Consider the following 23,893-nt stretch of genomic DNA (forward strand, 5'->3'; position numbering starts at 1 on the left):
CGGGTTGGCGAACGGCGAACCGCCGCCACCGGCACACCGGCCGCGGGCCCGGGCACACCGGCCGCGGGGTACGTCAGGCCCAGCACACGACCGGCCCCGGACAAGCCGGCCGCGGGCTGCCGGCACGCCCCGCGCACCAGCGGCCCCCGCTCGTCCATGGAGATCTTTCGCCGTCCTTGACCGCATGCCCCGCACGCGCGCGGGCGCCCGCCGATCCCGGCCGGCTGACGAGATCGCGACGCGGCGCCATCTCGTCAGCCGCGGACGCTGCGACGCGAGCAACGGGCCCGGTAGACACGCCGGATGACTCCTCTGCACAGACGCCGGTCCCTACCGGCCACCCCGGCGACCCCGGGGCGACACGCCCGCCGCGGCCCCCGGCTGACCGCCGCCGTCCTCGCGGCCGGGCTCGTCGGCGCCGTCCTGGGCCTGGGGACGCAGCCCGCCACGGCCGCGGCCTCCGGTGCGCACACCCCGCGCTCGCTCGGCGCCCCGCGGGCCGCCGCGGCCAAGGCCGGCCCGCACGGCAAGTTCAGCGCCCACGACCGCACCCTGCTGCAGGCGGCGCAGAGCCGGAAGGCCCCGGCGGTCACGGTGCTGCTGGCCACCGCCCCGGACCGCACCGCGCGGGTGCCGGCCGAGGTCGCGAAGCTGGGAGGGCACGCCGAGAAGGTCTACGACCACCTCGGGTACGTGCGCGCGTCCGTGCCGACCGGCAAGGCGGAGCAGCTGGCCGCGCTCGCCGACGTCACCGCCCTCGACCTCGACGAGACCTACCGGATGCCCGACCCCTCCCCGGTCACCGCGCAGGACGCGAGGACGGGCCGCCCCGGCCCTGCCCCCGCCCCCGCGCCCGGCCCGCGGACACCGGCCGCCAACCCGTACCTGCCCACCGCCGACACCGGCGCCGTGGACTTCGTGAAGCAGCACCCGGCGTGGGACGGCCGGGGCGTGACCGTCGGCATCCTCGACACCGGCGTGGACCTGGACCACCCGGCGCTGCGCACGACCACCACCGGCGAGCGCAAGGTCGCCGCCTGGGTCACGGCCACCGACCCGGTGCTGGACGGCGACCCGACGTGGCTGGAGATGCGCACCAAGGTCACCGTCACCGGAGCCACGTTCACCTCCGGCGGCGCCACCTGGACGGCCCCTGCGGGCAGTTACGAATTCCAGACCTTCGCCGAGAAGAACCTCTACCGCAGCGAGCTGGGCGGCGACGTCAACCGCGACGGCGACTACACCGACGTCTTCGGTGTGCTCTACCGCCCCGCGGACCACACCGTGTGGGTCGACGCGAACCAGGACCACGTCTTCGGCGACGGCGACATCGTGCGCCCCTACGCCGAGAGCGGCCAGGTCGCGCACTTCGGCACCGACGACCCGAGGACCGCCGTCGCCGAGACGGTGCCCTTCACCGTCGAGTACCGCGACGGCGTGGACCTCTCCGCGCGCGGCGGCCCGTACGCCGGGAAGACCGCCGACTTCGTGAGCCTGGGCCTGGTCTCCGGCACCCACGGCACCCACGTGGCCGGGATCACTGCGGGGCACGGCCTGTTCGGCGGTGCGATGGAGGGCGCCGCCCCCGGCGCCCGGATCGTCTCCGAGCGGGTCTGCGTGGCCGCGGGGTGCAGCGACTACGCGCTCACCGAGGGCATGATCGACGCCGTGGTCAACCAGCACGTCGACGTGGTCAACATGTCGATCGGCGGCCTGACCGCGCTCAACGACGGCTCGTCGGTCCGCGAACTGCTCTACGACCGGCTGATCGACGACTACGGCGTGCAGCTCTTCGTGTCGTCCGGCAACGACGGCCCGGGCATGAACACCGTCGCCGAGCCGTCCACCGCCACCGAGGTCGTGAGCGTCGGGGCCTCCGTCAGCAAGCAGACGTGGTGGGCCGACTACGGCTCCGAGGTCGACGCGGCGCAGGCGCTCTTCCCCTTCTCCTCGCGCGGCCCGCGTGAGGACGGCGACCTCAAGCCGACCCTCGTCGCACCCGGCGCCGCCGTCTCCACCGTGCCCCTGTGGCAGGCCGGCGAGGGCGTTCCGCAGGCCGGCTACGACCTGCCGCCCGGCTACGCGATGTACAACGGCACCTCGATGGCCTCCCCCGAGGCGACCGGCGCCGCCGCGCTGCTGCTGTCCGCCGCCGGGGCGAAACACCGGCAGGTCACCCCGGCCGCACTGCGCACCGCGCTGACCAGCGGCGCCGCCTTCCTGCCCGGCGAGCCCGCCTACGCCCAGGGCGCGGGCCTGATATCCGTCGGCCGGGCCTGGCAGGTGCTGGCCCGGAACGCGCAGCCCGCCGCCTACACCGTGCGGGCACCGGTGTGCAGCGTGCTCTCCGGCGCACTCGCGACGCCGGGCAGCGGCGCGGGCCTGTACAACCGCTGCGCCCCCGACCAGGGCGGCCAGCAGGCCGGGCATGCGCGCACGTACCAGCTCCAGCTGACCAGGACCGACGGCGGCAGCGGGGCGACCGCGCTGTCGTGGCTCGGCGACGACGGCACCTTCTCGGCGCCCTCGCTGGTCCACCTGGCGCGGGGCAGCGCCACCCCGGTGGCCGTGCGCGCGCTGCCGCGGAGCACCGGCGCGCACTCCGCGGTGCTGCGGGTCGACGACCTCGGCACGCCGGGCGTCGACAAGCTGGTGCTGGTGACGGTCGTGGCCGCGGACGGTCCCGCCGCGCCGTCGTTCGGCGCCGAGCGGCGCGGCGTGGTCGCCCGCAACGGCACGGACTCGCTGTTCGTGGCGGTCCCGGCGGGTGCGCAGGCGGTCGCCGTCGGCCTGTCGGGCCTCGCCGAGGGCAGCCAGACGCGCTTCCTGGCGGTCGACCCGCAGGGCAAGCCCGTCGAGGACACCGCCGCGGCCCGCTGCTACGCGAACTACTCCGACCCGGCGGACTGCGACCCGGCGGCCCGGACGTACCACCAGCCGATGGCCGGCGTCTGGGAATTCCAGGTCGACAGCCGCCGCACCTCGCCCCAGCAGGCCAATCCCTACCAGCTGACCGCCGCCGTGCAGGGCGCCGCCTTCGACCCGGCCTCCGGCACGGTCGACGAGGCGGCGGTGCACGAGCCGGTCGAGCGCGGCTTCACCGTGACCAACACCTTCGGCCCGGTGGAGGCCCATGCGGTCGGCGGGGCGCTCGGCGCGATGGCACAGGAGCGCCCGACCGTCGCGGACGGCCAGATGACGGGCAAGCAGATCACCGTGCCGCGGGACGGCAAGCGGCTGGAGATCGCGATGGGCAACGCGGCCGACCCGCACGCGGACCTGGACCTCTACCTGGTCAGTTCGACCGGCGTGCTGGTCGGCTCGTCCACCCACGGCGGCGCCGAGGAGTCCATCACGGTGGACGGCCCGGCGCCCGGCTACTACCAGGTCTACATCGCGGGCACCCATGTGCCGTCCGGCAGCACGGCCGTGGACGTCCAGGACACGGTCTTCTCCGACTCCCTGGGGCAAGTGACCGTCGACGACGCGCGGCCGGTCACGCTCGCGCACGGCGGCACCCTCGCCGTCCGCGGGCGGCTGACCGCGGACGCGCTGCCCGCCGAGGGGCGGCGGCTCGTCGGCCGTTTCTCGGTCGCCACCGACCGCGGCGACGTCATCGGCAGCACCGACCTGGTGGTGGAGCGGCTGACGCAGCCGAAGGCCACCGTCACCGCGAGCTTCGGCCCGGTGGTCGCGTTCGGCCTCAGCGACACCGGTCAGGTCGCGGGATCGCAGCAGGTCGCGGGCAAGTCCGTGCCGATCCGATGGGACGCCGCGACGGGCGTCACGCAGCTCGCGAACGGCGGTGGCACCAGCGGCTACGTGCTCGGCCAGAGCCGCACCGCCGGCTACGCGGCCGGCCAGCTGACGATCGGCGGCCGGACCCACGGCGGCGTCTGGAACGCGGCCGGTGACCTCACTGTGCTGCCGATCCCGGACTGGAAGGCGTACACCTTCGACCGGGCCTTCGCGGTCAACGACTCCGGCACGGTCGTCGGCAATGCCACCGGCTACGTCACCGACCCGGCAACCGGCCGGAACACCGAGGTCAACGACGCCTTCGTGTGGACGGCGGCGGGCGGCTTCCGCGCCCTGCCGCACCTGACGGCCAACGCGTCGCTCACCGAGCCGCTGGCGATCGCCGACGACGGCACCGTGGTCGGGCACTCCGCTCTCAACGGCAAGCGCCGGGCGGTGAAGTGGGCGCCCGACGGCACGGTCACCGACCTGGGCACCCTGCCGGGCATGGCCGACAGCTACGCCCAGGCCGTCAACGCCTCCGGCGAGATCGTCGGCACCAGCGGCGACGACGCGTTCGTGCTGCGGCCGGGCGGCACGATGACCCGGCTGCCCGACTTCGGGTTCGACGCGCACGCGCTCGGGGTGAACGACGCGGGCTGGATCGTCGGCACCGCCGAGACCGCCCCGGACGACACCACCGCCGTGGTGTGGGACCCGCAGGGGCGGATGTTCGACCTGGGCGCGATGGTGGACGGCCGGCGCTGGGCGGCGACGGAGGGGATCGGCGTCAACAACGCCGGCCAGGTCGCCTTCTACGCGCTCGACAAGGCCGACGGCGGTTCGAGCAGGGTCGTCCTGGCCACGCTGTGAAGGGCCGCGGCGCCGCCTCCGTCACGGGGGGAGGCGGCACCGCGTCACACCCAGTTGTTTCGGATGGCGTACCAGCCGAGCTGGACGCGCGAGGTGACGGCCGCCGCGTCCATCAGGGCGCGGATACGGCGCTGCACGGTGCGCGGGGAGGTGCCGAGCTGGTTGGCCATCGCCGAGTCGGTGAGCCCGGAGAGCATGAGCTGCAGGATCCGGTGGTCGTTCGGGTCCAGGTCGCCCTCCTCGCGCAGGTAGGGCCGCGAGCGCAGCCAGTGCGCCTCGAACAGCTCGGTGACCAGGGCCACCAGCGGCGGTCTGAGCACCATCGACCGCTCGGGGCTGACCTGGACCACCGCCACCTTCCCGTCGACGACGGCGAGTTTGGTCAGCGCGTGGTCCACGACCCGCACCGCGTGGCCCTCCGCGAGGCGGCCGTCCAGGGCCTGCACCGCGGCCGGCTCGACGAGGAAATCCCGGTCGACCAGGACGCGGTAGGCGACGTCGGCCAGGACGCTGCGCGGGTTCTCCGCCCCCAGGTACTCCGGCGGCGCGGGGGCCGGTGCGCCGATCGTCGTCGGGACGGGCGCGACCGTGTTGGCGCCGGACTGGCACACCAGGATCGACGTCCGCGCCCCGTACTCCAGCTCCAGCAGCAGGCGCCCCTGAGCCTCCCTGCCGTCGACGTAGCTGACGAGCCCGGGGGCGGCCGTGCCCCGCTGCCGGTCGCGGGCCTCCAGGAGGTCCGACACCGTCGACTCGGCCCGGCGCAGGTCCTCCTGAAGCCGCGTGAGCAGGTCGGACAGCGAGGACAGTGCGGGCGTCGGCACCGAGGGGTCGGACGGCATGCCGCCCAGTCTCCTGCATTGCCCCGCGGCCCGGGCACGGACCCCCGCCCGCCGGAAGGCACCCCGGGTGGCGATTTGCCGTCACGGCGCGGTCTCGCCATCCGGAGGGATTCTCCGCGGGGCACCGGCGCGGGCATTCTCGTCGGACGCCGACCGTTCCACCTGCGCACATGCGGTGGGGCGGTCGGCGGCACCTGCCCCGCCCAGGACTGGAAGCACCTGATGCACCCTCATATACCGCGCCGCCCGCGCCGGTGGGCCGTACCGGCCGCGGCGCTCTCGGCCCTCCTCCTCGGCCTCGGGCTGCCCGCCCCGGCCCACGCCTCCGGCTCGGGACCTGAGACGGGCGACGCCGCACGGCTGCTCTCCTCGCTCAGCTCCGAGCAGCTCCAGGCGCTGCACCGGCTGAGCGCCGTCGACACGGCGGCGCTCCACTTCGAGGACCGCAGCGCGCTGGAGTCCGGCAAGCCGGTCGACGTGATCGTGCGCTTCCGGCAGCCGCCCGCGACCGCCGCCCGGCTGCTGGCCGCCGAGCAGGGGCGCACCCTGACCGCGGACTCGGCGGACCGGGCCGTGCGGGACGCGCACACGTCCTTCACCGCGGACCTCGCGAAGGCCATGCCGGGCGGCGCCGCGAAGAAGGCGGGCGGCGGGGGCTACACCGTGCACCGCAGCTACACCCGCAGCTTCGACGGCGTCGGCATGACCCTGCCCGGCGACAAGGTCGCCGGGCTGCTGGCGCTCAACCAGGTCGCGGCGGTGTGGCCGGACGCGGCGGTGCACGCGCTGGACGACGCGCAGGGCGGCGGCGCGGCCGCGGCCGCGCAGGACGGGAGCGACGACGAGGCGATCGCCGCGGGCCTGGCCCGCCTGCACGCCGAGGGCGTCACCGGCAAGGGCGTCAAGGTCGGCATCATCGACACCGGCATCGACTACCGCCACCCGGACCTGAAGGACGCCTACGCGGGCGGCTACGACTTCGTCGACGACGACGCGGACCCGATGGAGACCACGTACGCCGACTGGAAGGCCTCCGGGCGGGCGGAGCGGTACAACGGCGAGACGTTCTACACCCTGCACGGCACGCACGTGGCCGGCATCGTCGCCGGAGGCGGCGACCCGGAAACCGCCCGCGCGGCGCACGGTGTCGCGCCCGGCGCGAAGGTGTACGCCTACCGGGTGCTCGGCCCGTACGGCAGCGGCAGCGCGAGCGCGGTGCTGGCCGGGATGGATCGGGCCGACCAAGACGGCATGGACGTCGTCAACATGTCGCTGGGCAGCGCCGTCAACGACCCGCTGGGGCCGGAGTCGGTCGCCGCGGACACCCTGGTGCTGGACGGGGTCACCACCGTCATCGCCGCGGGCAACAGCGGCCCGGGCGCGTACAGCCTCGGCTCCCCCGGCGCGGCGGCGCTGCCGCTCACGGTCGGGGCGAACGACAGCCCGCTGACGCTGCCGTCGTACACGGTCGCCGGCGGCGGCGTCTCCGCGCAGGCCCGGCTGGTCGCGCAGCCCTACGGCGACGCGCTCGACCGGCTTGCCCAGGGCACGTACCCGGTGGCGGACGCCGGGACGGGCACCGCGTCGGGCTACGCGGGCAAGGACGTCACCGGCAAGGCCGTGCTGGTGCGGCGCGGCGGGATCAGCCTCGACGAGAAGGTCACGCGGGCCCGCTCGCAGGGGGCGGCCGCGGTGCTGCTGGTCAACGACAACGCCGCCGAGGGCCACATCCCGTACTACCTCGGTGAGAGTGCGACCTACGCCCCGGCCTTCTCCCTGACCGCGGCCGACGGGGCCGCGCTGGAGGCGGCCGCGGGCGCGTCCGTGTCCTTCGCGCCGGGAGGCGACTTCGTGCTGGGCGGCGACGGGCTCGCCGACTTCAGCTCGCGGGGCCCGGCCTACGGGACGAACACCATCAAGCCGGAGGTCACCGCCCCCGGCGTGAGCATCCTGTCGTCCGTCCCCGCCGACGTGGTGAACGCGGGCGGCGCCGCAGACGACTGGACGTACGCCTACGAGCGGCTCAGCGGCACCTCGATGGCCACCCCGTACGTCGCGGGGGCCGCGGCCCTGCTGCTCCAGCACGACCCGCGGCTGACCCCGGACGGCGTGCGGACGGCGCTGATGAACACCGCCCGCCCGCTGGAGGGCGACACCAGCGTCTTCGACCGCGGCGCGGGCCGCATCGACCCCTACGCCGCCGTGCACGCCACGGCCTCGGTGGACGTCGCCGCGACGACGGCGTACACCGACCTGGAGGGCGCCACGGCGCAGCGCGCGTACCGCACGGGCGCGCTGGACTACGGCACCCTGCCGCTCGGCGAGGCGTACGCGCGGTCGGACGGCCTCCAGGTGCGCAACGACTCCGGCGAGCCGGTCCGCTACACCGTGGCGGCGGCCTTCACCCGCGGCTCGGGCTCCTCCGGGGACGCCGCCGCGGCGGGCATCACCCTCACCGCGACGCCCCGCGTCACGGTCGGCGGGCACGGCAGGGGGACGGTCCGCACCCGGCTGCAGGTGCCGGCGAGCGCGCCCGCGGGGCTGTACGAGGGCGAGCTGACCCTGACCCCCGACGGCGCGGGGCACCCGGCGCTGCACGTGCCGTTCGGCATGCGCGTGGTCAAAACAGGGCTGGCGCGGCTGGACATGACCAAGCCGGTGCTGTCCACCAGCCAGGGCACGGGCGTCGGAAGCGCCGCGGGCGGCCAGGCGCAGTTCGACCTGCAGATGGCCGGGCAGCTCGACTCCGTCGAGATCTTCCTCGACGACGCCTCCGGGAACGACATCGGCTACATCGGCTACATCGACACGACGGGCCTGACCGAGGGCGTGCTCTACGGCCCCGCGGACGTCAAGGGCTACTACCACCCGCTCACCGGCCGCGCCGACACCCCGGTCGACCCGCGCGGGAAGTGGCCGGCCGACGGCCACTACAAGCTGCGCGTCGTGGGCAGGGACGCGCAGGGCGGCACCTACCCCGAACTGCGCGACATCTACGTCGACTCGAAGGCGCCGTCGTACACCGACGGCTACGGCGCCTGGGACCCGGCGCACCCGACCGTCGTCGAACGCCCGGTCGGCACCACGGCGTTCGACATCACCGGCACGCTGCACGACAACGAGGCCGACGCCGAGCGCGCCGCGGGGATCGACATCGGGCAGGGGGACAACGCGCTGAACTACTCGACGTTCAGCCCGGTCGCGCCCGAGGCGGCGCTCACGCCCGACGCGAACGGCCGGGTCTCCGGCCGGGTCTCGCTCCCGACCGGCCCGCCGGTCGGCTTCGTGAAGATGTGGCCGACGGACGCCGCGGGCAACATCGGCGACGTACGGCTGGTCAACGTGATCGACGCCGGCCGCCCGTACGTCGTAGGTGACGCCTCCGCGGAATCCGCCCGGCCCGGCGACCTGGTCACGTACACCCTCACCGGGCACAACCTCCAGCAGTGGACGTCCTTCAACAGCCAGATCCGCTACGACGCGCGGAACGTCGCGATCGTGTCGGTGGAGACCGCCGCGCAGCTGGCGCGGTACGGGCCGTCGCCCGTGACGACCGCACAGAGCGGTAGCGGGGCCTCGGCCTTCACGACGGCCTCCTTCGGCGTCGCGGAGCCGGACGGGATCAGCGGCGCCTCCGTCCAGCTGCTGAAGGTGACCTACCGGGTCCTGGACGGCGCCTGGACCGAGAACGCGGGCCTGAACACCGGCACCACCGGAGCCGTCCGGAGCGACGGCACCAAGGTGCAGCTCAACACGCAGTTCTACGGCTCGGTCCGCAAGCTCAACCCGACGTCGACCTTCATCGCCCGCCCGGCCGCGGAGGCACTGCTCACCCCGGGCCTGGCGTTCGACCCGGCCCGCGACTACTCGGCGGACGGCATCACCGCGACGCTCACCGCCCCGGACGGCACCCGGCACGTCCTCACGCCGGACGCCACCGGCCGGATGTCCCTGGGCGGACTCCCGCCGACCGACCGGCCCTACCGGCTGGAGGTGCGCGCGCCCGGCCACTTCACCTGGTACGAGGACGTCGACACCGCGCTGCGCGGTGACTGGGGCACCGCGGGCACGACCGCGACCACGGCGGCGGCGCTCGTCGCCGGGGACGTCAACGGCGACGACGTCGTGGACGTCCGGGACGCGGCGGCGGTCTACGCGGCCCGCGGCACCGCCGACCGGGCCGCGGACATCGACCACGACGGCGTGGTCGGGCCGAAGGACCTGCACTGGGTCGTCACCGACTACCTGATGCAGAACAGCACCGCCGACCACCTCACCGCCCCCGTCACGGAGGTGAAGGGGAAGACCCTGGAGGACTACGTCGCGCTGACGGCGGCGGGCTGACGGGGGACCACAGGCGCCGCGGGCGGCGGGGCGGGGATCGGCCCCCGCCGCCCGCGGCTTCGGCACGTCCGCAAGGGAGCACGACACGTGACGCCATCGACCGGCCCGGATCCCGGACCGCCCTCCCCCGCGCCCGACTGGGACACCCTCGGCATCGCCCCGCTCACCCGCGAGGTGTACCTGGCGGCGCTGCGCGACCCGGACGCCGGGGTCGCCGGCTGGGCGGCGGCGCTGGGGGTGTCGGCGGCCAGGGTGCGCAGGGCCGCCGAACAGCTGCTGCGGCAGGGCCTGCTGCGGCGCGGCGCCGGGCGGCCCGGCAGGCTGGAGCCGGCCGACCCGCGGGAGGCGCTGCGCTCGCTGGTGCGGCAGCGGCGGGAGGGCGCCGCGCTGTTCGCCGCCGCCGCGGAGGCGCTGAGCGGGCTGCTCGGCGCGGAGTACGAGCGCGGCCGGGTGCACCGCACGCCGCAGGGCATCCTGGAGGTGGTGGAGGGCGGGCCGGCCGTCACGCGCCGCATCGAGGAGCTGATCGGCACCGCGGACCGGGAGCTGTGCGGCATCGACGCGCCGCCGTACGTGGGCGAGCAGGCGCCGATGTCGGCGGCCGAGGCGCGGGCGCTGGCCCGTGGGGTCCGCTTCCGCTCGCTGTACGCGGTGGAGATGCTCGACGACCCGGGCCGCGTCGCCCACCTCACGTCGATGACCGCGGCGGGCGAGGAGGCGCGGGTGCTCTCCGACGCGCCGCTGAAACTGCTGCTGATCGACGGGCGGGCCGCGCTGCTGCCGCTCACCGCGGGCGAGGCCACGGACGGCCACCGGGCCCTGGTGGTGCGCGGATCGGCGATGGTGGACGCGCTGCAGGCGCTGTTCGAGGCGCTGTGGAAGCAGGGCGCGCCGATCCGCGGCCGGGGACGCTTCCCCGATCCGGCGCTGCTGGCGGACGGCGGGCTGGCCGCCGAGGAGCAGGAGCTGGTGGAGCTGCTGGGCGCGGGGATGACCGACGAGTCGATCGCCCGCCACTACGGGGTGAGCGTGCGCACGCTGCGGCGCCGGGTGCGGGTGCTCCAGGACCGGCTGGGCAGCACGGGGCGCTTCCAGGCGGGGGTGCGGGCGGCGCAGCGCGGCTGGCTGTAGCCGCGCCGCCCGGCCGGGGACGACGGCCGGGGCGGCGGGCGGAGCGCGGTCAGGCGGCGCTCAGGCGACGGTCAGGTGCAGGGGTGGTCGGGGTGCAGGGCGAAGTCCAGCGTGGTGACGGCTCCCTTCTTGACCTTGCTGCTCACCGGGTGCGGCGCCCAGCCGTCCTTGGCCGCGGTGACCATGAGCGGGTTGTTCCGGGCGTCCAGCCACAGGGCGTAGCGGCCGTTGCCGTCGGTCCTGAGCGTGAAGCTCTCGGCCCAGCCGTCGATCTGCACGGTCGCGGCCGCGAGCGGTGCGGGATCGGCGGTGCAGCCCGCGCCGGTGACCGTTCCGGTGATCTTGCCCCAGGTCTTCGGCGGCTGGACGGTCATCGCCACGCCGATGGGCGCGACGGTGTAGGGGGTGTCGTTCCTGACCGCGAGCACGGCGGCGTACGTGCCGGGCTGGCTGATCGCGGCGCCCGACGCGTCGACGGTGACCGCGACCGCGACGGACGTGCCCGGGGCGAGCGTGATCGAGGTCGGATCGGCGGTCAGCCAGGACACGTCCCCGGTGGTGCCGCAGTCGCCGTAGCCGGGAAGCGTCTCCACGGTGGCGGAGGTGCCGTAGCTGCCGCCCGAACCGCCCACCTTGTAGAAGCCGCAGGTGCTGCCCGCGCGGTAGACGGTGGCGTTGGAGTTGGGCAGGGCCGTCCACGTACCGCTCAGGGGTTCGAAGGCGACGCCCTTGTTGGTCAGGGCGGTTGACTGGCCGGTCACGCCGCCGGACAGCAGCAGCTCGCCGGTCGCGCCGGTCGCGCCCATGCCCCACAGGTCGTAGGGCATGTCGGGCAGCCGGGTCCACTTGCCGGCGGACGGGTCGTAGGTGAAGGCGCGGGCGGAGGCGAGGGCGCCGTCGTAGCCGCCGCCGCAGTAGAGCGCGCTGCCGACTGCGCCGCAGCCGAGCCAGGCGGTGGAGTTGGGGTAGGCGGCGGCGGTGCTCCACGAGTCGGCCACCGGGTCGTACACCAGGACCGTGGTGCTGCCGCAGGCCGCGGTGCACCCACCGACGATGTACCACTTGCCGCCGACGACCGCGGAACCGGCGCCGGCGAAGGCGCTGGGCGCGCTCGCGACGGCGGTCCAGGCGCCGGTGGCGGGGTCGTAGGCCTGGGTGGCGGTCACCGTGCCGCCGTCGTCGTTCCAGCCGCCGGTCACGTACAGCCTGCCGTGCAGGAAGGCCGCCTGCGGCGCCTCGCGGCGCACACCGCTGTCCGGGAGCGCCGTCCACGATGTGGCCTGCGGGTCGTAGACGTAGCCGCCGGACAGGATCGCCTGCGTGCCGCTGAGCCCGCCCACGGAGTAGACCCGGCCGTCGGGACCGGTGGCGGCGGCGTTGTCCATCACCGCGGCCGGGAGGTTCGCGAGCGTCGTCCAGGGCGCGGCGGCGGGTGCCGCGGCGGCCGGGGACACGGCGGTGGCGTGCGACGGGGCGACGAAGCCGGCCGGGTAGTGGCCCTTGACCTCCTGGAGGGCGGCGCCGGGAGCGCGGCCCTGCATCGTGAAGCCGTTGTCGTTCTCGGCGAGGCGGACGGTGGCGTCGGCGGTGCCGGTGTTCTCGACCGTGACGGTGGCCGAGGCGGTGCCCTGCCACTGCACGGTCTTCGCCACGGATGCCGGGCTGACGGTGAGCCGGCCCGCCCTGAGGACGGTGTCGGCCTCGTTGGCCTCGTCCGCGGCGATCGCCGCGGAGGTGGTGGCCGCCGTGTAGTGGGAGGCGGTGACCGTCAGCGGGTGGGTGCCGGTGAGGCTGGAGAAGAAGGAGTAGTAGCCGTCGCCGAGGGCGGGGTCGTCCGGGGTGGCCGCGGTGGTGGCGGACTCGCCCGGGGCGTCGGCCGACGCCACGGTGGCCCCGGCGAGGCCGTCACCGGTGTTGGCGTCGGTCACCTGGCCGAGGACCAGGCCGCCGGGCACGACGTCGCAGTGCTGCCCGCCGACGAAGATGTCGTCGACCTCCCAGAACTGCGAGTTGGCTCCGGTGTAGCGGAAGCGGACGAGGACACCGGAGTGCCGGGCGGCCTGCGGCAGGTCCCAGCGCTGGGTGTGGCCGCGGTTGGCCGAGTTGGCCCAGTGGCCGGCGTTGGTCCAGGTGGCGCCGCCGTCGAGGCTGACGTCGACGTCGGCGGTGCTGGTCGGGGCGCCCTCGTACCAGGTGGCGAAGGTGACGTACGGGTGCGGCTGGCCGCTCAGGTCGAGTGGCGGGCTGACCAGCGAGGTGTCCTGCTTGCCGCCGGTCCCGTAGGTCTTGCTGTCGACCATCGCGTAGGTGGCCTTGCCGCCCGTGGAGTTGCCGCGGGTGCTGTCGAAGCGCCAGGTCTGGCCGGTCCCCGCCGCGTCCACGACCGTCCACCCGGCGGGCGGTACGGCCCCGGTGGCGGTGCCGAAGTCCTGGGCGTCGCCGGTGGTGTGGGAGGCGTAGCCGGGCGCGGCGCACACGTCGTCGACCTGCATGCCGACGTCGAGCTTCGTGTCGGTGCCGGCGACCGCGAGGGTGTCCTCGCGCGGTACGTACCCTGTGGCGGCGGCGCTGGTCTGCAGGGTGTAGCTGCCGTCCACCGGCACGCTCAGCGTGTAGCGGCCCGTCGCCGGGTCGGTGTGCACGGCGCTGGTCGGCTCGCCCTTGACCTGGACGGTCGCGTACAGCGGCCAGCCGTGCCCGGCGGCGTCCTTGACGGTGCCGGTGACCTTCACCCGTGCCTTGGCGGCGAGTCCGGCGTCCTCGGTGAGCGTCTGGCCCCCGGAGAGGGTGACGCCCGCGAAGGTGCGGGTGGCGTAGCCGAACTTGGCGACGGTGATGTCGTACGTGCCCGGGTCGGCGGTGAACGTGTAGCTGCCGTCGTCCCTGGTGGTGGCGTGCGCGTCCCCGGCGGTGACCAGGGCGCCGGGCAGCGGCGAGCCGGTGGCGCCGTCGGTGACCGTGCCCTTGACGGTCGCGAAGGGTCCCGAGGTGAAGGCCGCGACGCCGTCGGGCGTGCCGAGGCCGGTCGGCCCGTCGTAGCCCTCGGCGCCGGTGCACAGGTAACCGCCGCCGCAGGAGCCGTTGCTGCCCGAGGTCACGTCGTTGAGGGCACTCTGCCTGGCGTACGGGAAGGCCATCGGGTACGAGCCCGCCGGGGCGTCGCCGGCCAGCGCGTACACCGAGGCGATGACGGGCGAGGCGACGCTCGTACCGCCGAAGACGTGCCAGGCGCCCGCGGAGTAGACCGCCACGCCGGTGTTCGGGTCGGCCACCGCGGAGACGTCCGCGACCGTGCGGCGCGCGCAGCCGGTGTCCGCCTGCTGCGACGGCTTGGGCTCGACCGCCGAGCAGCCGCTGCCCGCGCCGCTCCACGCCGACTCCGTCCAGCCGCGCGCCGAGGCGTCGCGCACCAGCGAGGTGCCGCCGACCGCCGTCACGTGCGGGGACGCCGCCGGGTAGCTGACGCCGTAGCCGTCGTCGCCGGAGCTGGCGGTGATCACCACGCCGGGGTGGTCGTAGAACGTCGTGTCGGTCTGCGGGTCGGACCCGTCCTCGGGGCCGCCGTAGCTGTTGGACACGAATCCGGCGCCCTGGGCGACCGCCTGGTTGACGGCGGTCCCGAGGTCGTCGCTGCCTGCGCTGTCCGCCTCGACCAGCAGGATCTTGCAGTTGGGGCACACCGCGCCGACCATCTGGACGTCGAGCGCGATCTCACCGGCCCAGCCGGCGTTGGCGGCGGGGTACTTCGTGCCGCCGCGCTGGTCGGTCTTGCGGAAGCAGCCGTTGGCGGTCGTGCAGGCGGGCAGTCCGTAGGTCTGCCGGTAGACGGCGAGTTCGGCCTCCGCCTGCGGGTCGTCGTAGGCGTCGACGATGGCCACTGTGCGGCCCGCGCCCTCGGTCGCGGACGGCAGGTCGTACGCGGCCTGCAGGTCGGCGGGCCCGAAGCCCGACGGGGTGGCGTCCGGTTCTGCGGCGAGCTGCGCCCTGGACTGCTCGACGTCGTCGCGCTCCACCGCCGAGCAGGCGGCCTGCCCCGGGCGGGTGGAGCGGGAGCACACCCGGTGCGACGGGTGCGAGGCGGGCTTCTTCGTGCTCTTCGCCGCAGCCGCGGCGGGCGCGGCCTGCGCCTGCGGGGCGGCGGCGGCCGGCTGCGCCGGGAACTGCACGCCCAGCACGGCCAGCGCGGCGACCGCGGCCCCCGCGAGCAGCGGTCTGAGCCGGGGCCGTGGACGGTGCACGGGTATCGCCAAGGTCTTTCCTCCGAGCGCAAGGAGCGGACAAATCGCCCGCCAGGCAGGCGGTATGGCGAGCATGCCAGCCCGTCCGCCGCTCCAGCGGCCCCGCGCGCGGCAGGCAGCGGACACGTGCCGGAAGAGGACACGGTGTTGTGGGGGGCGGGTCGGCTCGCACCGTGCGTGCCCGGTCCCGCCCCCGCCGTCCGCCCGGCGGTCACCGCGGGGACGGCGGTCTCACCCGGATTCCCCGGCCCGGCCTCCGGCGCCCCAGTAGAACGGTCCGGCCGTCGGCGTCACCGTGATGTCCCAGCCGAGCCCGCGCAGCCGCCGCTCCAGCTCCGCCGGCTCGTAGGGGACCTTCACGATCCGGTAGGCCGCGCCGTCCGGGGTGCGCCGCTCGACGGTGGACGACGCCGGACCCTCGACGAGCTCCTCCGGCGTCCGGTGGTGGTCGTCGACGAAGAACACGCGCCCCCGGGGGGCCAGGGCGGCGGCCACCAGGGACCAGAAGGACGTGAAGCGGGATTCCGGCACGTGCGAGAGCCAGCACCCCATGAAGACGACGTCGTAGCGGCGGTCGGGTTCCCAGCCGAAGAGGTCGGCCTCGACGAACCGCACCGGGGCGCCGGGCGGCACCCGGCCCGCGGCGATCGCGAGCATCTCCGGCGACGCGTCGACCGCTGTCAGGTCGGCGGCGTGCCGGAGCAGCTGCGGCGTCCAGGTGCCGGGCCCGCAGGCCAGCTCCAGGACGCTGCCCACCGGCCGGAAGGCGTCGAGTGCGGTGGCCGGTTCGCCGCCACCGGGCAGGTCGAGGGGCTGGTCCAGGTAGTCGGGGGCGAAGGCGCTGTAGTAGGCGCGCTGCTCGGACAGGAGTTGTTCCTGAGCTGCTGATTGCGTGGTCATGGCCGCACCCTGGGGCCTGCCCCGAGGGGAAGGTCAACCCCCCCCGGGGCCGCGCCCGGTTCAGGCCACGAGCAGCCGCAGGCCCAGTTCCGCCGCCTCCAGGGCCGCGAGGTCGCGGTTGCGCTCCGCCCAGCGGCCCGACGTCAGGTCGGCGCGCAGCGCCTCGACCGCGCGGTGTTCGGCCTCGGGGCCGACCCGGGCCCAGACCGAGACCGCGCGGCGGACGTGGTCCTCCAGATAGGCCTCGGGGCGGCGCCAGTAGGCCTCGAAGAAGCCGTCGGCGCAGTCCCAGGGGATGAGGACGGGCTCGGCGTGGCCGTCGACCGCGGCGGTCAGCTCGGCGAAGGACGGCCAGGCGTCGAGGATGTCGGCGAATTCCGGCAGGTAGTCGCGGGAGAGCCAGAACCGGTCGTGCCAGCCGGGGCTGCTCGCGTCGTACGTGAGCACCACCACCCGGCGGGCGACGCGCCGCATCTCGCGCAGCCCGGCGACGGCGTCCTGCCAGTGGTGGACGGTGCTGACCGCCATCGCCGCGTCGAAGGACCCGTCCTCGAAGGGCAGGCTCTCCGCCGCGGCGGCCACGCACGGCGCCGCGCCCGCGGGCCGCTGCGCCCGCATGACGGCGGACGGCTCCACGGCCGTGACCTCGCGGTCGGCGGGCTCGTAGGAGCCCGTGCCCGCCCCGACGTTCAGCACGGTGCGGGCGTCCCCGAGCGCCTCCCAGATCTGCGCGGCGATCCGCGGCTCGGTGCACCGCGTCGCCGGGTAGCCGGACCCGATCCTCTCGTACAACTGCGCTCCGAACGCCTGCAGTTGCTCCTCCGGTGTGGTCTTGATCCCCATGGCGCGTGCCTCCAGTTCCCGGTCGATGGCCCTGACGGTGGCGGCGGCCCGGTCGCGCTGCTCCAGCAGCAGCCCGCGCAGCCGGTGCAGATGCGCGACGGCGTCGGTGCCGGGGTCGTCGACGAGGTCGGCGATCTCCCGCAGCCCGAACCCGAGCCGCCGGTACCCCAGCACCTCCCGCAGCCGCTCCACGTCCGCCGCCGCGTAGGCCCGGTAGCCCGCCGCCGTCCGCGCGGACGGCCGCACGAGCCCGATCTCGTCGTAGTGGTGCAGCGTGCGCACGCTGACTCCGGTCAGCCCGGCCACGCGCCCCACGGTCAGGAGTTCTTCCACGCCCCCGACCATGCGGCATGACGCCGCGTGAGGGTCAAGGGGCTCCGGAGAGGCCGCGGCGGTCGCGTGCTCAAGGCTGCGGTCTCCGGCCGGGCCGGCGCCCGTCCGCCGCGGGCAGTTCGACGGTCGCGCGCAGGCCGCCGCCGGGGCGCGGGGTGAGGGTGAGGGTGCCGTCGTGGACCCGGGTGATGGTCGCGGCGATCGCCAGGCCGAGGCCCGTGCCCGGGTGGTCGCCGCGCGCGCGGTCGGTGGCGCGGCGGAAGGGTTCGGTGAGGGTCGCGACCAGATGCGGGGGGAGCGGGTCGCCGGTGTTCTCGACGGTGAGGCGGACGCTGCGGGGGTGGGTGGTGGCGATGGTCGTGGTGACGTGGACGGTGCCGCCGTCCGGGAGGTTGTGGACGATCGCGTTGTGGACGAGGTTCGTGGTCAGTTGCTGCAGGAGTGCGGGTGATCCGCTCGCGGTGGCGATCCCGCCGGAGGTTTCGAGGGTGACGCCGAGCCGCTCGGCGAGGGGCAGGAGCGTCTCGGCGGCCTCCTCCGCGAGCAGCGACAGGTCGACCGGCTCCGGGGTGAAGGACCGCTGCTCGGCGCGACTGAGCAGGAGGAGCGCCTCGGTGAGATCGATCGCCCGGGTGTTGACGGTGTGGAGGCGGTCGAGGATCTCGCCGGTGTCGCGGTCGGGGTCGGTGCGGGCCACGTCGATGAGGGCCTGGGAGATCGCCAGCGGGGTGCGCAGCTCGTGCGAGGCGTTGGCGGCGAACCGCCGCTGCTCGGCGACGTGCGCTTCGAGGCGTTCGAGCATCGCGTCGAAGGCGTCGGCCAGTTCGCGGAATTCGTCGTTGCGGCCGGGCAGCCGGATGCGGTGCGCGAGGGTGCCGCCCGTGGCCGTACGGGTCGCCTCCGTGATCCGGGTCAGCGGGGCGAGCATGCGCCCGGCAAGGAACCATCCGCCTGCCAGGCCGAAGAGCAGCAGGAGCGCCATGACGGCGGCGGCCCGCGGGGCGAATACGTCCAGCAGCCGGGAGCGGATGGGGAAGACGCCGTGCGGGGTGGGGGTACCGCCGGGGACGAGGAGGGCGCGCTCGGGGACGTACCGGAGAAGGAACAGCCACACGGCGGCGAGCAGCAGGGCGCCCGCGATCATGAGGAAACCCGCGTAGCTGAGGGTGAGCTTGAGCCGGACGCTCATGCCCGGGGGTCTAGCCACGGGGTGCCCCGGGGGCTTCCCCCGGCCCGGCGGCTCCTCCGCCCCTCCCGACGTCGATGCGGTAGCCGACGCCCGGCACCGTCGCGATGACCCACGGCTCGCCGAGCCTCTTGCGCAGGGCGGAGACGGTGATGCGCACCGCGTTCGTGAACGGGTCGGCGTTCTCGTCCCACGCGCGTTCGAGGAGTTCCTCGGCGCTCACCACTCCCCCGTCGGCTGCTGCCAGGACCTCCAGCACCGCGAACTGCTTCCTGGTCAGCGCGACGAAACGCCCGTCCCGGTAGACCTCACGGCGGAAGGGGTCGAGCCGCAGCCCGGCGATCTCCCGTACAGGCGGCCTGCTGTGGGCCCGCCTGCGGTCCAGCGCCCGCAGCCGTAGGGCGAGTTCCTGGAGGGCGAAGGGCTTGGTCAGGTAGTCGTCGGCGCCGAGCCCGAAGCCGGAGGCCTTGTCGTCGAGCCGGTCGGCGGCGGTGAGCATGAGGATCGGCATGCCGCTCCCGGAGGCGACGATACGGCGGGCGACCTCGTCGCCGGAGGGCCCGGGGATGTCGCGGTCGAGGACGGCGATGTCGTAGGTGTTGACGCCCAGCAGCTCCAGCGCGGTGTCGCCGTCCCCGGCGATGTCGGCGGCGATCGCTTCGAGGCGCAGGCCGTCGCGGATGGCTTCCGCCATGAAGGGTTCGTCCTCGACGATCAGCACGCGCATGGCACGGATGCTACAAGCCGGTACATATCGTCCGCGTATCGAAAAGCGCATACGCGCTGGCAACACCGTGCCGCCTTGGCTTGCGGCATGCACGAGACCGCACCACCAGCACGAACGAAGACCGTTGCGGACGCGGGGAAGGCCGCCGCGGAAGCGGAGGGGGCCGGTGCCGTACGCCCGGCCCCGGGCGCCGGGGGCAGGCGCCGGCGCGTCCGGCGGAACCTGAGCACCCATGTGTGGGGCGAGCGGCTGCGGCCCCGGGCCTGGCCCGCGCACGCCCGGCGGGCGGTACGGGCGGCCTCACGGCCGGGGCCCTGGAGGCGCGGCCGGGTGCTCGCGGGGTTCGCGCTCGCGCTCGGCCTGCTCCTGCTGCTGCACGCGCGGATCCCGAACGGGGCCGGGGGCCTCGGCAGCCTCGCCGAGACCTTCCTGCCGTGGTTCGGCGCGCTCGTCCCGCTCCTGCTGGCCGGGGCGCTGTGGCGGCGCTCCGCCACAGCGGTGGTCGCACTGCTGCTGCCGTCCGTCGTGTGGCTGAACCTCTTCGGCGGGGCGCTCCAGGACAAGTCCCGCCCGGGCGGCGACCTCACCGTGGCCGAGCACAACGTCAGCGACGCCAACCCCGACCCCGCGGGCACCGCCCGCGACCTCGCCGCGTCCGGCGCGGACGTGCTGGCCCTGGTGGAGCTGACGCCGCAGGCCCGGCCCGCGTACGAGCAGGCGCTCGCGGCCTCGTACCCGTACCACACGGTGCAGGGCACGGTCGGGCTGTGGAGCAGGCTGCCCCTGTCCGGCACCCGGCCGATCGACGTCAAGGTGTACGGCTCGCAGCCGTACGGCTCGCCCGAGGGCATGCGCAGGGCCCTGCGCCGCACGCCGCCGCAGGCCATCACCGGGACGGCCTACACCGCGACGGACGCGACCCGCGCGCTGCGCACCACGGTCACCACGCCCGAGGGGCCGGTCGCGGTGTACGTGGCGCACCTCGGCTCCGTGCGCGTCTTCCCGCGGAACGGCTTCTGGACCGACCAGCGCGACGCGGGCGCGAAGGCGCTGACCGAGGCGGTCGCCGCGGAGGCCGACGCGCGGGTGGTGCTGCTCGGCGACCTCAACGGCACGGTGGACGACCGCGCGTTCAGCGGCCTGACCGCGCGGCTGCACTCCGCGCAGAGCGCGGCCGGCAAGGGCTTCGGCTTCACCTGGCCCGCGAAATTCCCGGTGGTCCGGATCGACCAGATCCTGGTGCGGGGTGTGCGGGCGAACAGCTCGTGGGTCCTGCCCGCCACCACGAGCGATCACCTGCCGGTGGCGGCGCGGCTGACACTGTGAGGGTGCGGACGCTTCGCCGGGGGCGGACGTTCGCTGGGCGCGGACGGGGCGCCGGGTGAGGACGTCCGCCGGGCGCGCACGGTGCGGCCGGCGCGGACGTCCGCCAGGCGCGGAGGTTCGCCGGGCGCGCACGGTGCGGCCGGCGCGGACGTCCGCCAGGCGCGGACGGTGCGGCCGGGTGCCGACGTCCGCCGCGGGCGGACGGTGCGCCCTGGGTACCGTTCGCCCGCCCGCGCCCCGCGCCGCCGCGGGGCGGGCGCTACGCCGCCGCGTCGCCGTACAGCGCGGACTCGCCCAGCTCCTCCTCGATCCGGATGAGCTGGTTGTACTTCGCCGTGCGGTCGGAGCGGGAAAGGGAGCCGGTCTTGATCTGGCCGCAGCCCGTCGCGACGGCCAGGTCCGCGATGGTCGTGTCCTCCGTCTCGCCGGAGCGGTGGGACATGACCACCTTCCATCCGGCGCGGCGGGCGGCGGCCACCGTGCCGAGCGCCTCGGTCAGCGTGCCGATCTGGTTGACCTTGACTAGGACGGCGTTGCCCACCCCGGTACGGATGCCCTCGCGCACCAGCGCCTCGTCGGTGCAGAAGACGTCGTCTCCGGTCAGCTGGCAGCGGGCGCCGACCCGGGCGGTCAGCTCGCGCCAGCCGTCGTGGTCGTCCTCGGCCATCGGGTCCTCGACCGAGACGATCGGGTACGCGTCGATGAGCCCGGCGAGGTAGTCGACCTGCTCGGCGGTGGTCCGCCGGACGCCCTCGCCGGTGTACGCGTACACGCCGTCCTTGTGGAACTCCGACGACGCCGGGTCCATGACCAGGCCGATGTCCGCGCCCGGCCGGTAGCCGGTCCGCTCGATCGCGGCCATCACGAAGTCGAGCGCCTCCTCGGCCGTACGCAGCGCGGGCGCGAAGCCGCCCTCGTCGCCGACGCCGGTGGAGTGGCCCGCGGCCAGCAGGTCGCGGCGCAGGGTGTGGAAGACCTCGGAGCCCATCCGGACGGCCTCGGCGAAGGTGCGCGCGCCGACCGGCGCGATCATGAACTCCTGGAAGTCCAGCGGGTTGTCGGCGTGGGCGCCGCCGTTGACGATGTTCATCATCGGTACCGGCAGCACGCGGGCGTCCGCCCCGCCGACGTAGCGGTAGAGCGGCTGGCGGTGCGAGGCCGCGGCGGCCTTGGCCGTCGCGAGGGACACCCCGAGCAGCGCGTTCGCGCCGAGGCGCGCCTTCGCGGGCGTCCCGTCGAGCGCGACGAGCGCGGCGTCGAGGCCCGCCTGGTCGCGGGCGTCCCGCCCGGTGACGGCGTCGGCGATCTCGCCCTTCACATGGGCCACGGCCCGGTCGACGCCCTTGCCGTGCCAGCGCCCGGGGTCGCCGTCGCGCAGCTCCACCGCTTCGCGGGCTCCGGTGGAGGCACCGGAGGGGACGGCGGCGCGGCCGAGGGATCCGTCGGCGAGGACGACGTCGACCTCGACGGTCGGGTTGCCGCGGCTGTCGAGGACGGCACGGGCGGTGACGGTGCTGACGGTTGTGGGTGCGGACATGGGGGTTCTTCCCTTCGTCGCCTGGGCCGGGCCCGGCTGCGACGGCTCTGGCGCTCGGCCCGACACGTCGAACTCTACAGCATTGCTGCGCAGTATTGCTGTTCAGTTCTGCTGTACAGCTCAGCTGCACAGTTCGGCTGCATAGTTGCGTTACGGGTTAAAGTGCCCTATGCCGACCCCGGATGCCGCCACCGTCGCGGCCGAACTGCGTACCGCGATGGGCAAGCTCACCCGGCGGGTGAAGGGCGAGGACGTCATCCCGCTCGGCCAGATCGCCGTGCTCGGCGTCCTCGACCGCGACGGTGCGATGACCACGAGCGATCTGGCGGCCGACCAGCGGGTGCGGCCGCAGTCGATGGCCCGCGCGGTGGGCCTCCTGCTCGACCAGGGCCTCGTCACGCGCCGCGCGCATCCCACGGACGGCCGCAAGTCGCTCGTGGAGCTGTCGGAGGCGGGGCGGGCCGCTCTTGAGGCCGAACGCGGCCGCCGGGCCGGGTGGCTGGCGCTGGCGATCGAGACCGAGCTCTCGGAGGAGGAGCGGGCGCTGCTCGCGCGGAGCGCGGCGCTGATGGAGCGGCTGGCTGCGGGGCGTGGCGCGGCGCTCTGATGCGCCACGGGGTGGCCCAGGTGGGGTGCTTTGGGCGATCTTCCGCGCGTGGGGGCTGATCGCGCCCGCGCGGCGCCGGCCGCACATCAGATGCAGCCCCGCGCCCCCGGGTTGCCCGGCGGGCGCCCCTGGCCGGGGGTGGGGTCGGGTGCCACTCCGGGGGTACCTCCTCGGAATGCGCGTCCACCCTCACCCGTAGCCGTGAAGGGGCTGGGAAGCGCATTCCTGCGGGGGCACCCCCGGATCGTCCCCCTCCCGGCGTCTCGTCGGCGGCTGCCCGCCGGTGGGGGTGCAGGCCGTCAGACGACGTCGAATTCGTTGCCCTCGGGGTCCTGCAGGGCGGTGGCGTAGAAGCCGGTGTCCGGCTCGTCCTTGATCCGCAGCACGGTGGCACCGGCGGCGACCAGCCGTTCCACCGTGACCTTGACGCGCTGCGTGCGGAGGTCGAGCGGGACGTCACGGCCCCCGCCGACCTTGAGGTCGAGGTGCCACCGGTTCTTGCCGGCCTTCTGCTCCGGAACCTGCTGGAACCACACCCTCGGTCCGTGCCCGGCGGGGTCGATGATCGACTCCGGAATGTCCCCGGCACCGGGCGGCAGTTCCTCCGCGGGCACCCCCAGCGATTCCCAGTAGGCACGCCACGTGGCATGGCCGCCCGGCGGAGGCTCGGGCACGTAGCCCAGGGCCTCGGCCCAGAAGGCCACCATCCGCTGCGGGTCGGAGCAGTCGATCGTCAGCTGCACTGTCATCTCCATGCCCGGAGCATCCCAGGCGGGTCCGACAGCCGACCGCCGTCGGGCGTTCAGCAACCACCCGGATCCGGCAGGTACGCGGCGACGACCGCGACCCCGGCGCGCAACTGCTCGGCCTGGGCGGGCTGACCGGCCTGGTCGTAGGCCTGGGCCGCGGCCTCGCGTTCGGCCAGTTCCGCGCGGACGATCCGCTCGACGTCGGCCTCGGTCAGCTCCCGCCGGACCGCCTCGGCTGCGCCGGGGCCCACCGGGGTCCGCTCGATCGCCAAGCTCCCACCGGGCACGTCGGTCAACTCGACGGCCTCAGCGTTCTCGATCGCCGCGAGCGTGGAGCGGAGCAGGGCCAGCGTCGCCTTGTCCCGAGCCCGCATGGCAGCGGGCAGCGCGGCTCTCAACCGCTTCTGAAGCGTCTCGGGGGCGGCTGGGGAGTTCTCGTTCGTCATGCCCGGTACGCTACGGCCCTCCGGCCCGGAGCTCGATCGGCTTCAGGCGGGGTCCGCGACAGGTTGGCCGGCG

Annotated in this window: 14 protein-coding genes; 5 read left to right on the top strand and 9 right to left on the bottom strand. The window is 75.0% G+C overall.

Features of this window, described 5'->3' with window-relative positions:
• The first annotated feature begins 303 nt into the window (after positions 1-303).
• Positions 304-4,611: a S8 family serine peptidase gene (locus IH54_RS0111540; RefSeq protein WP_063762278.1), complete on the top strand. Its 4,308-nt coding sequence runs from the start codon at positions 304-306 to the stop codon at positions 4,609-4,611.
• Positions 4,612-4,655: 44 nt separating this feature from the next.
• Here IH54_RS0111540 and IH54_RS0111545 read toward each other — a convergent pair whose 3' ends face one another.
• Positions 4,656-5,453, bottom strand: a complete 798-nt coding sequence (locus IH54_RS0111545) for a helix-turn-helix domain-containing protein (protein ID WP_052397309.1) — start codon at positions 5,451-5,453, stop codon at positions 4,656-4,658.
• 222 nt (positions 5,454-5,675) lie between these two features.
• Between IH54_RS0111545 and IH54_RS0111550 the strand changes: the two genes are divergently transcribed.
• Positions 5,676-9,797, top strand: a complete 4,122-nt coding sequence (locus IH54_RS0111550; protein ID WP_031515588.1) for a S8 family serine peptidase — start codon at positions 5,676-5,678, stop codon at positions 9,795-9,797.
• 87 nt (positions 9,798-9,884) lie between these two features.
• On the top strand, positions 9,885-10,928 hold the full coding sequence (locus IH54_RS0111555; protein WP_052397310.1) for a TrmB family transcriptional regulator: 1,044 nt from the start codon (positions 9,885-9,887) through the stop codon (positions 10,926-10,928).
• A gap of 71 nt (positions 10,929-10,999) precedes the next feature.
• Here IH54_RS0111555 and IH54_RS0111560 read toward each other — a convergent pair whose 3' ends face one another.
• The 5 genes from IH54_RS0111560 to IH54_RS0111580 form a co-directional block, all read right to left on the bottom strand.
• On the bottom strand, positions 11,000-15,178 hold the full coding sequence (locus IH54_RS0111560) for a carboxypeptidase regulatory-like domain-containing protein (protein ID WP_052397311.1): 4,179 nt from the start codon (positions 15,176-15,178) through the stop codon (positions 11,000-11,002).
• 219 nt (positions 15,179-15,397) lie between these two features.
• Positions 15,398-16,066, bottom strand: coding sequence for a class I SAM-dependent methyltransferase (locus IH54_RS0111565; RefSeq protein ID WP_031515594.1), 669 nt, complete (start codon positions 16,064-16,066; stop codon positions 15,398-15,400).
• Between the two features lie 60 nt (positions 16,067-16,126).
• The gene (locus IH54_RS0111570; protein WP_199923368.1) at positions 16,127-17,254 is read right to left on the bottom strand and encodes a MerR family transcriptional regulator; all 1,128 of its coding nucleotides are present in this window, start codon (positions 17,252-17,254) and stop codon (positions 16,127-16,129) included.
• A gap of 58 nt (positions 17,255-17,312) precedes the next feature.
• Positions 17,313-18,431, bottom strand: a complete 1,119-nt coding sequence (locus IH54_RS0111575; RefSeq protein ID WP_052397312.1) for a sensor histidine kinase — start codon at positions 18,429-18,431, stop codon at positions 17,313-17,315.
• 10 nt (positions 18,432-18,441) lie between these two features.
• Positions 18,442-19,155: a response regulator transcription factor gene (locus IH54_RS0111580; RefSeq protein ID WP_031515601.1), complete on the bottom strand. Its 714-nt coding sequence runs from the start codon at positions 19,153-19,155 to the stop codon at positions 18,442-18,444.
• A gap of 87 nt (positions 19,156-19,242) precedes the next feature.
• Between IH54_RS0111580 and IH54_RS0111585 the strand changes: the two genes are divergently transcribed.
• Positions 19,243-20,481, top strand: a complete 1,239-nt coding sequence (locus IH54_RS0111585; RefSeq protein ID WP_107060150.1) for an endonuclease/exonuclease/phosphatase family protein — start codon at positions 19,243-19,245, stop codon at positions 20,479-20,481.
• A 259-nt stretch (positions 20,482-20,740) separates the two neighbouring features.
• On the opposite strand, the gene eno is transcribed toward IH54_RS0111585, so the two are convergent.
• Positions 20,741-22,018, bottom strand: a complete 1,278-nt coding sequence (gene eno, locus IH54_RS0111590) for a phosphopyruvate hydratase (protein ID WP_031515604.1) — start codon at positions 22,016-22,018, stop codon at positions 20,741-20,743.
• 169 nt (positions 22,019-22,187) lie between these two features.
• Between eno and IH54_RS0111595 the strand changes: the two genes are divergently transcribed.
• Entirely contained in the window at positions 22,188-22,625 is a 438-nt protein-coding gene (locus IH54_RS0111595) for a MarR family winged helix-turn-helix transcriptional regulator (RefSeq protein ID WP_031515606.1), read from the top strand.
• A 299-nt stretch (positions 22,626-22,924) separates the two neighbouring features.
• On the opposite strand, the gene IH54_RS0111600 is transcribed toward IH54_RS0111595, so the two are convergent.
• Entirely contained in the window at positions 22,925-23,380 is a 456-nt protein-coding gene (locus tag IH54_RS0111600) for a VOC family protein (RefSeq protein WP_031515608.1), read from the bottom strand.
• Positions 23,381-23,427: 47 nt separating this feature from the next.
• Positions 23,428-23,820, bottom strand: coding sequence for a GatB/YqeY domain-containing protein (locus IH54_RS0111605; protein ID WP_031515610.1), 393 nt, complete (start codon positions 23,818-23,820; stop codon positions 23,428-23,430).
• Positions 23,821-23,893: the final 73 nt, after the last annotated feature.

This window comes from Streptomyces sp. NRRL F-5123, from assembly GCF_000721495.1.
Classification (GTDB): domain Bacteria; phylum Actinomycetota; class Actinomycetes; order Streptomycetales; family Streptomycetaceae; genus Actinacidiphila.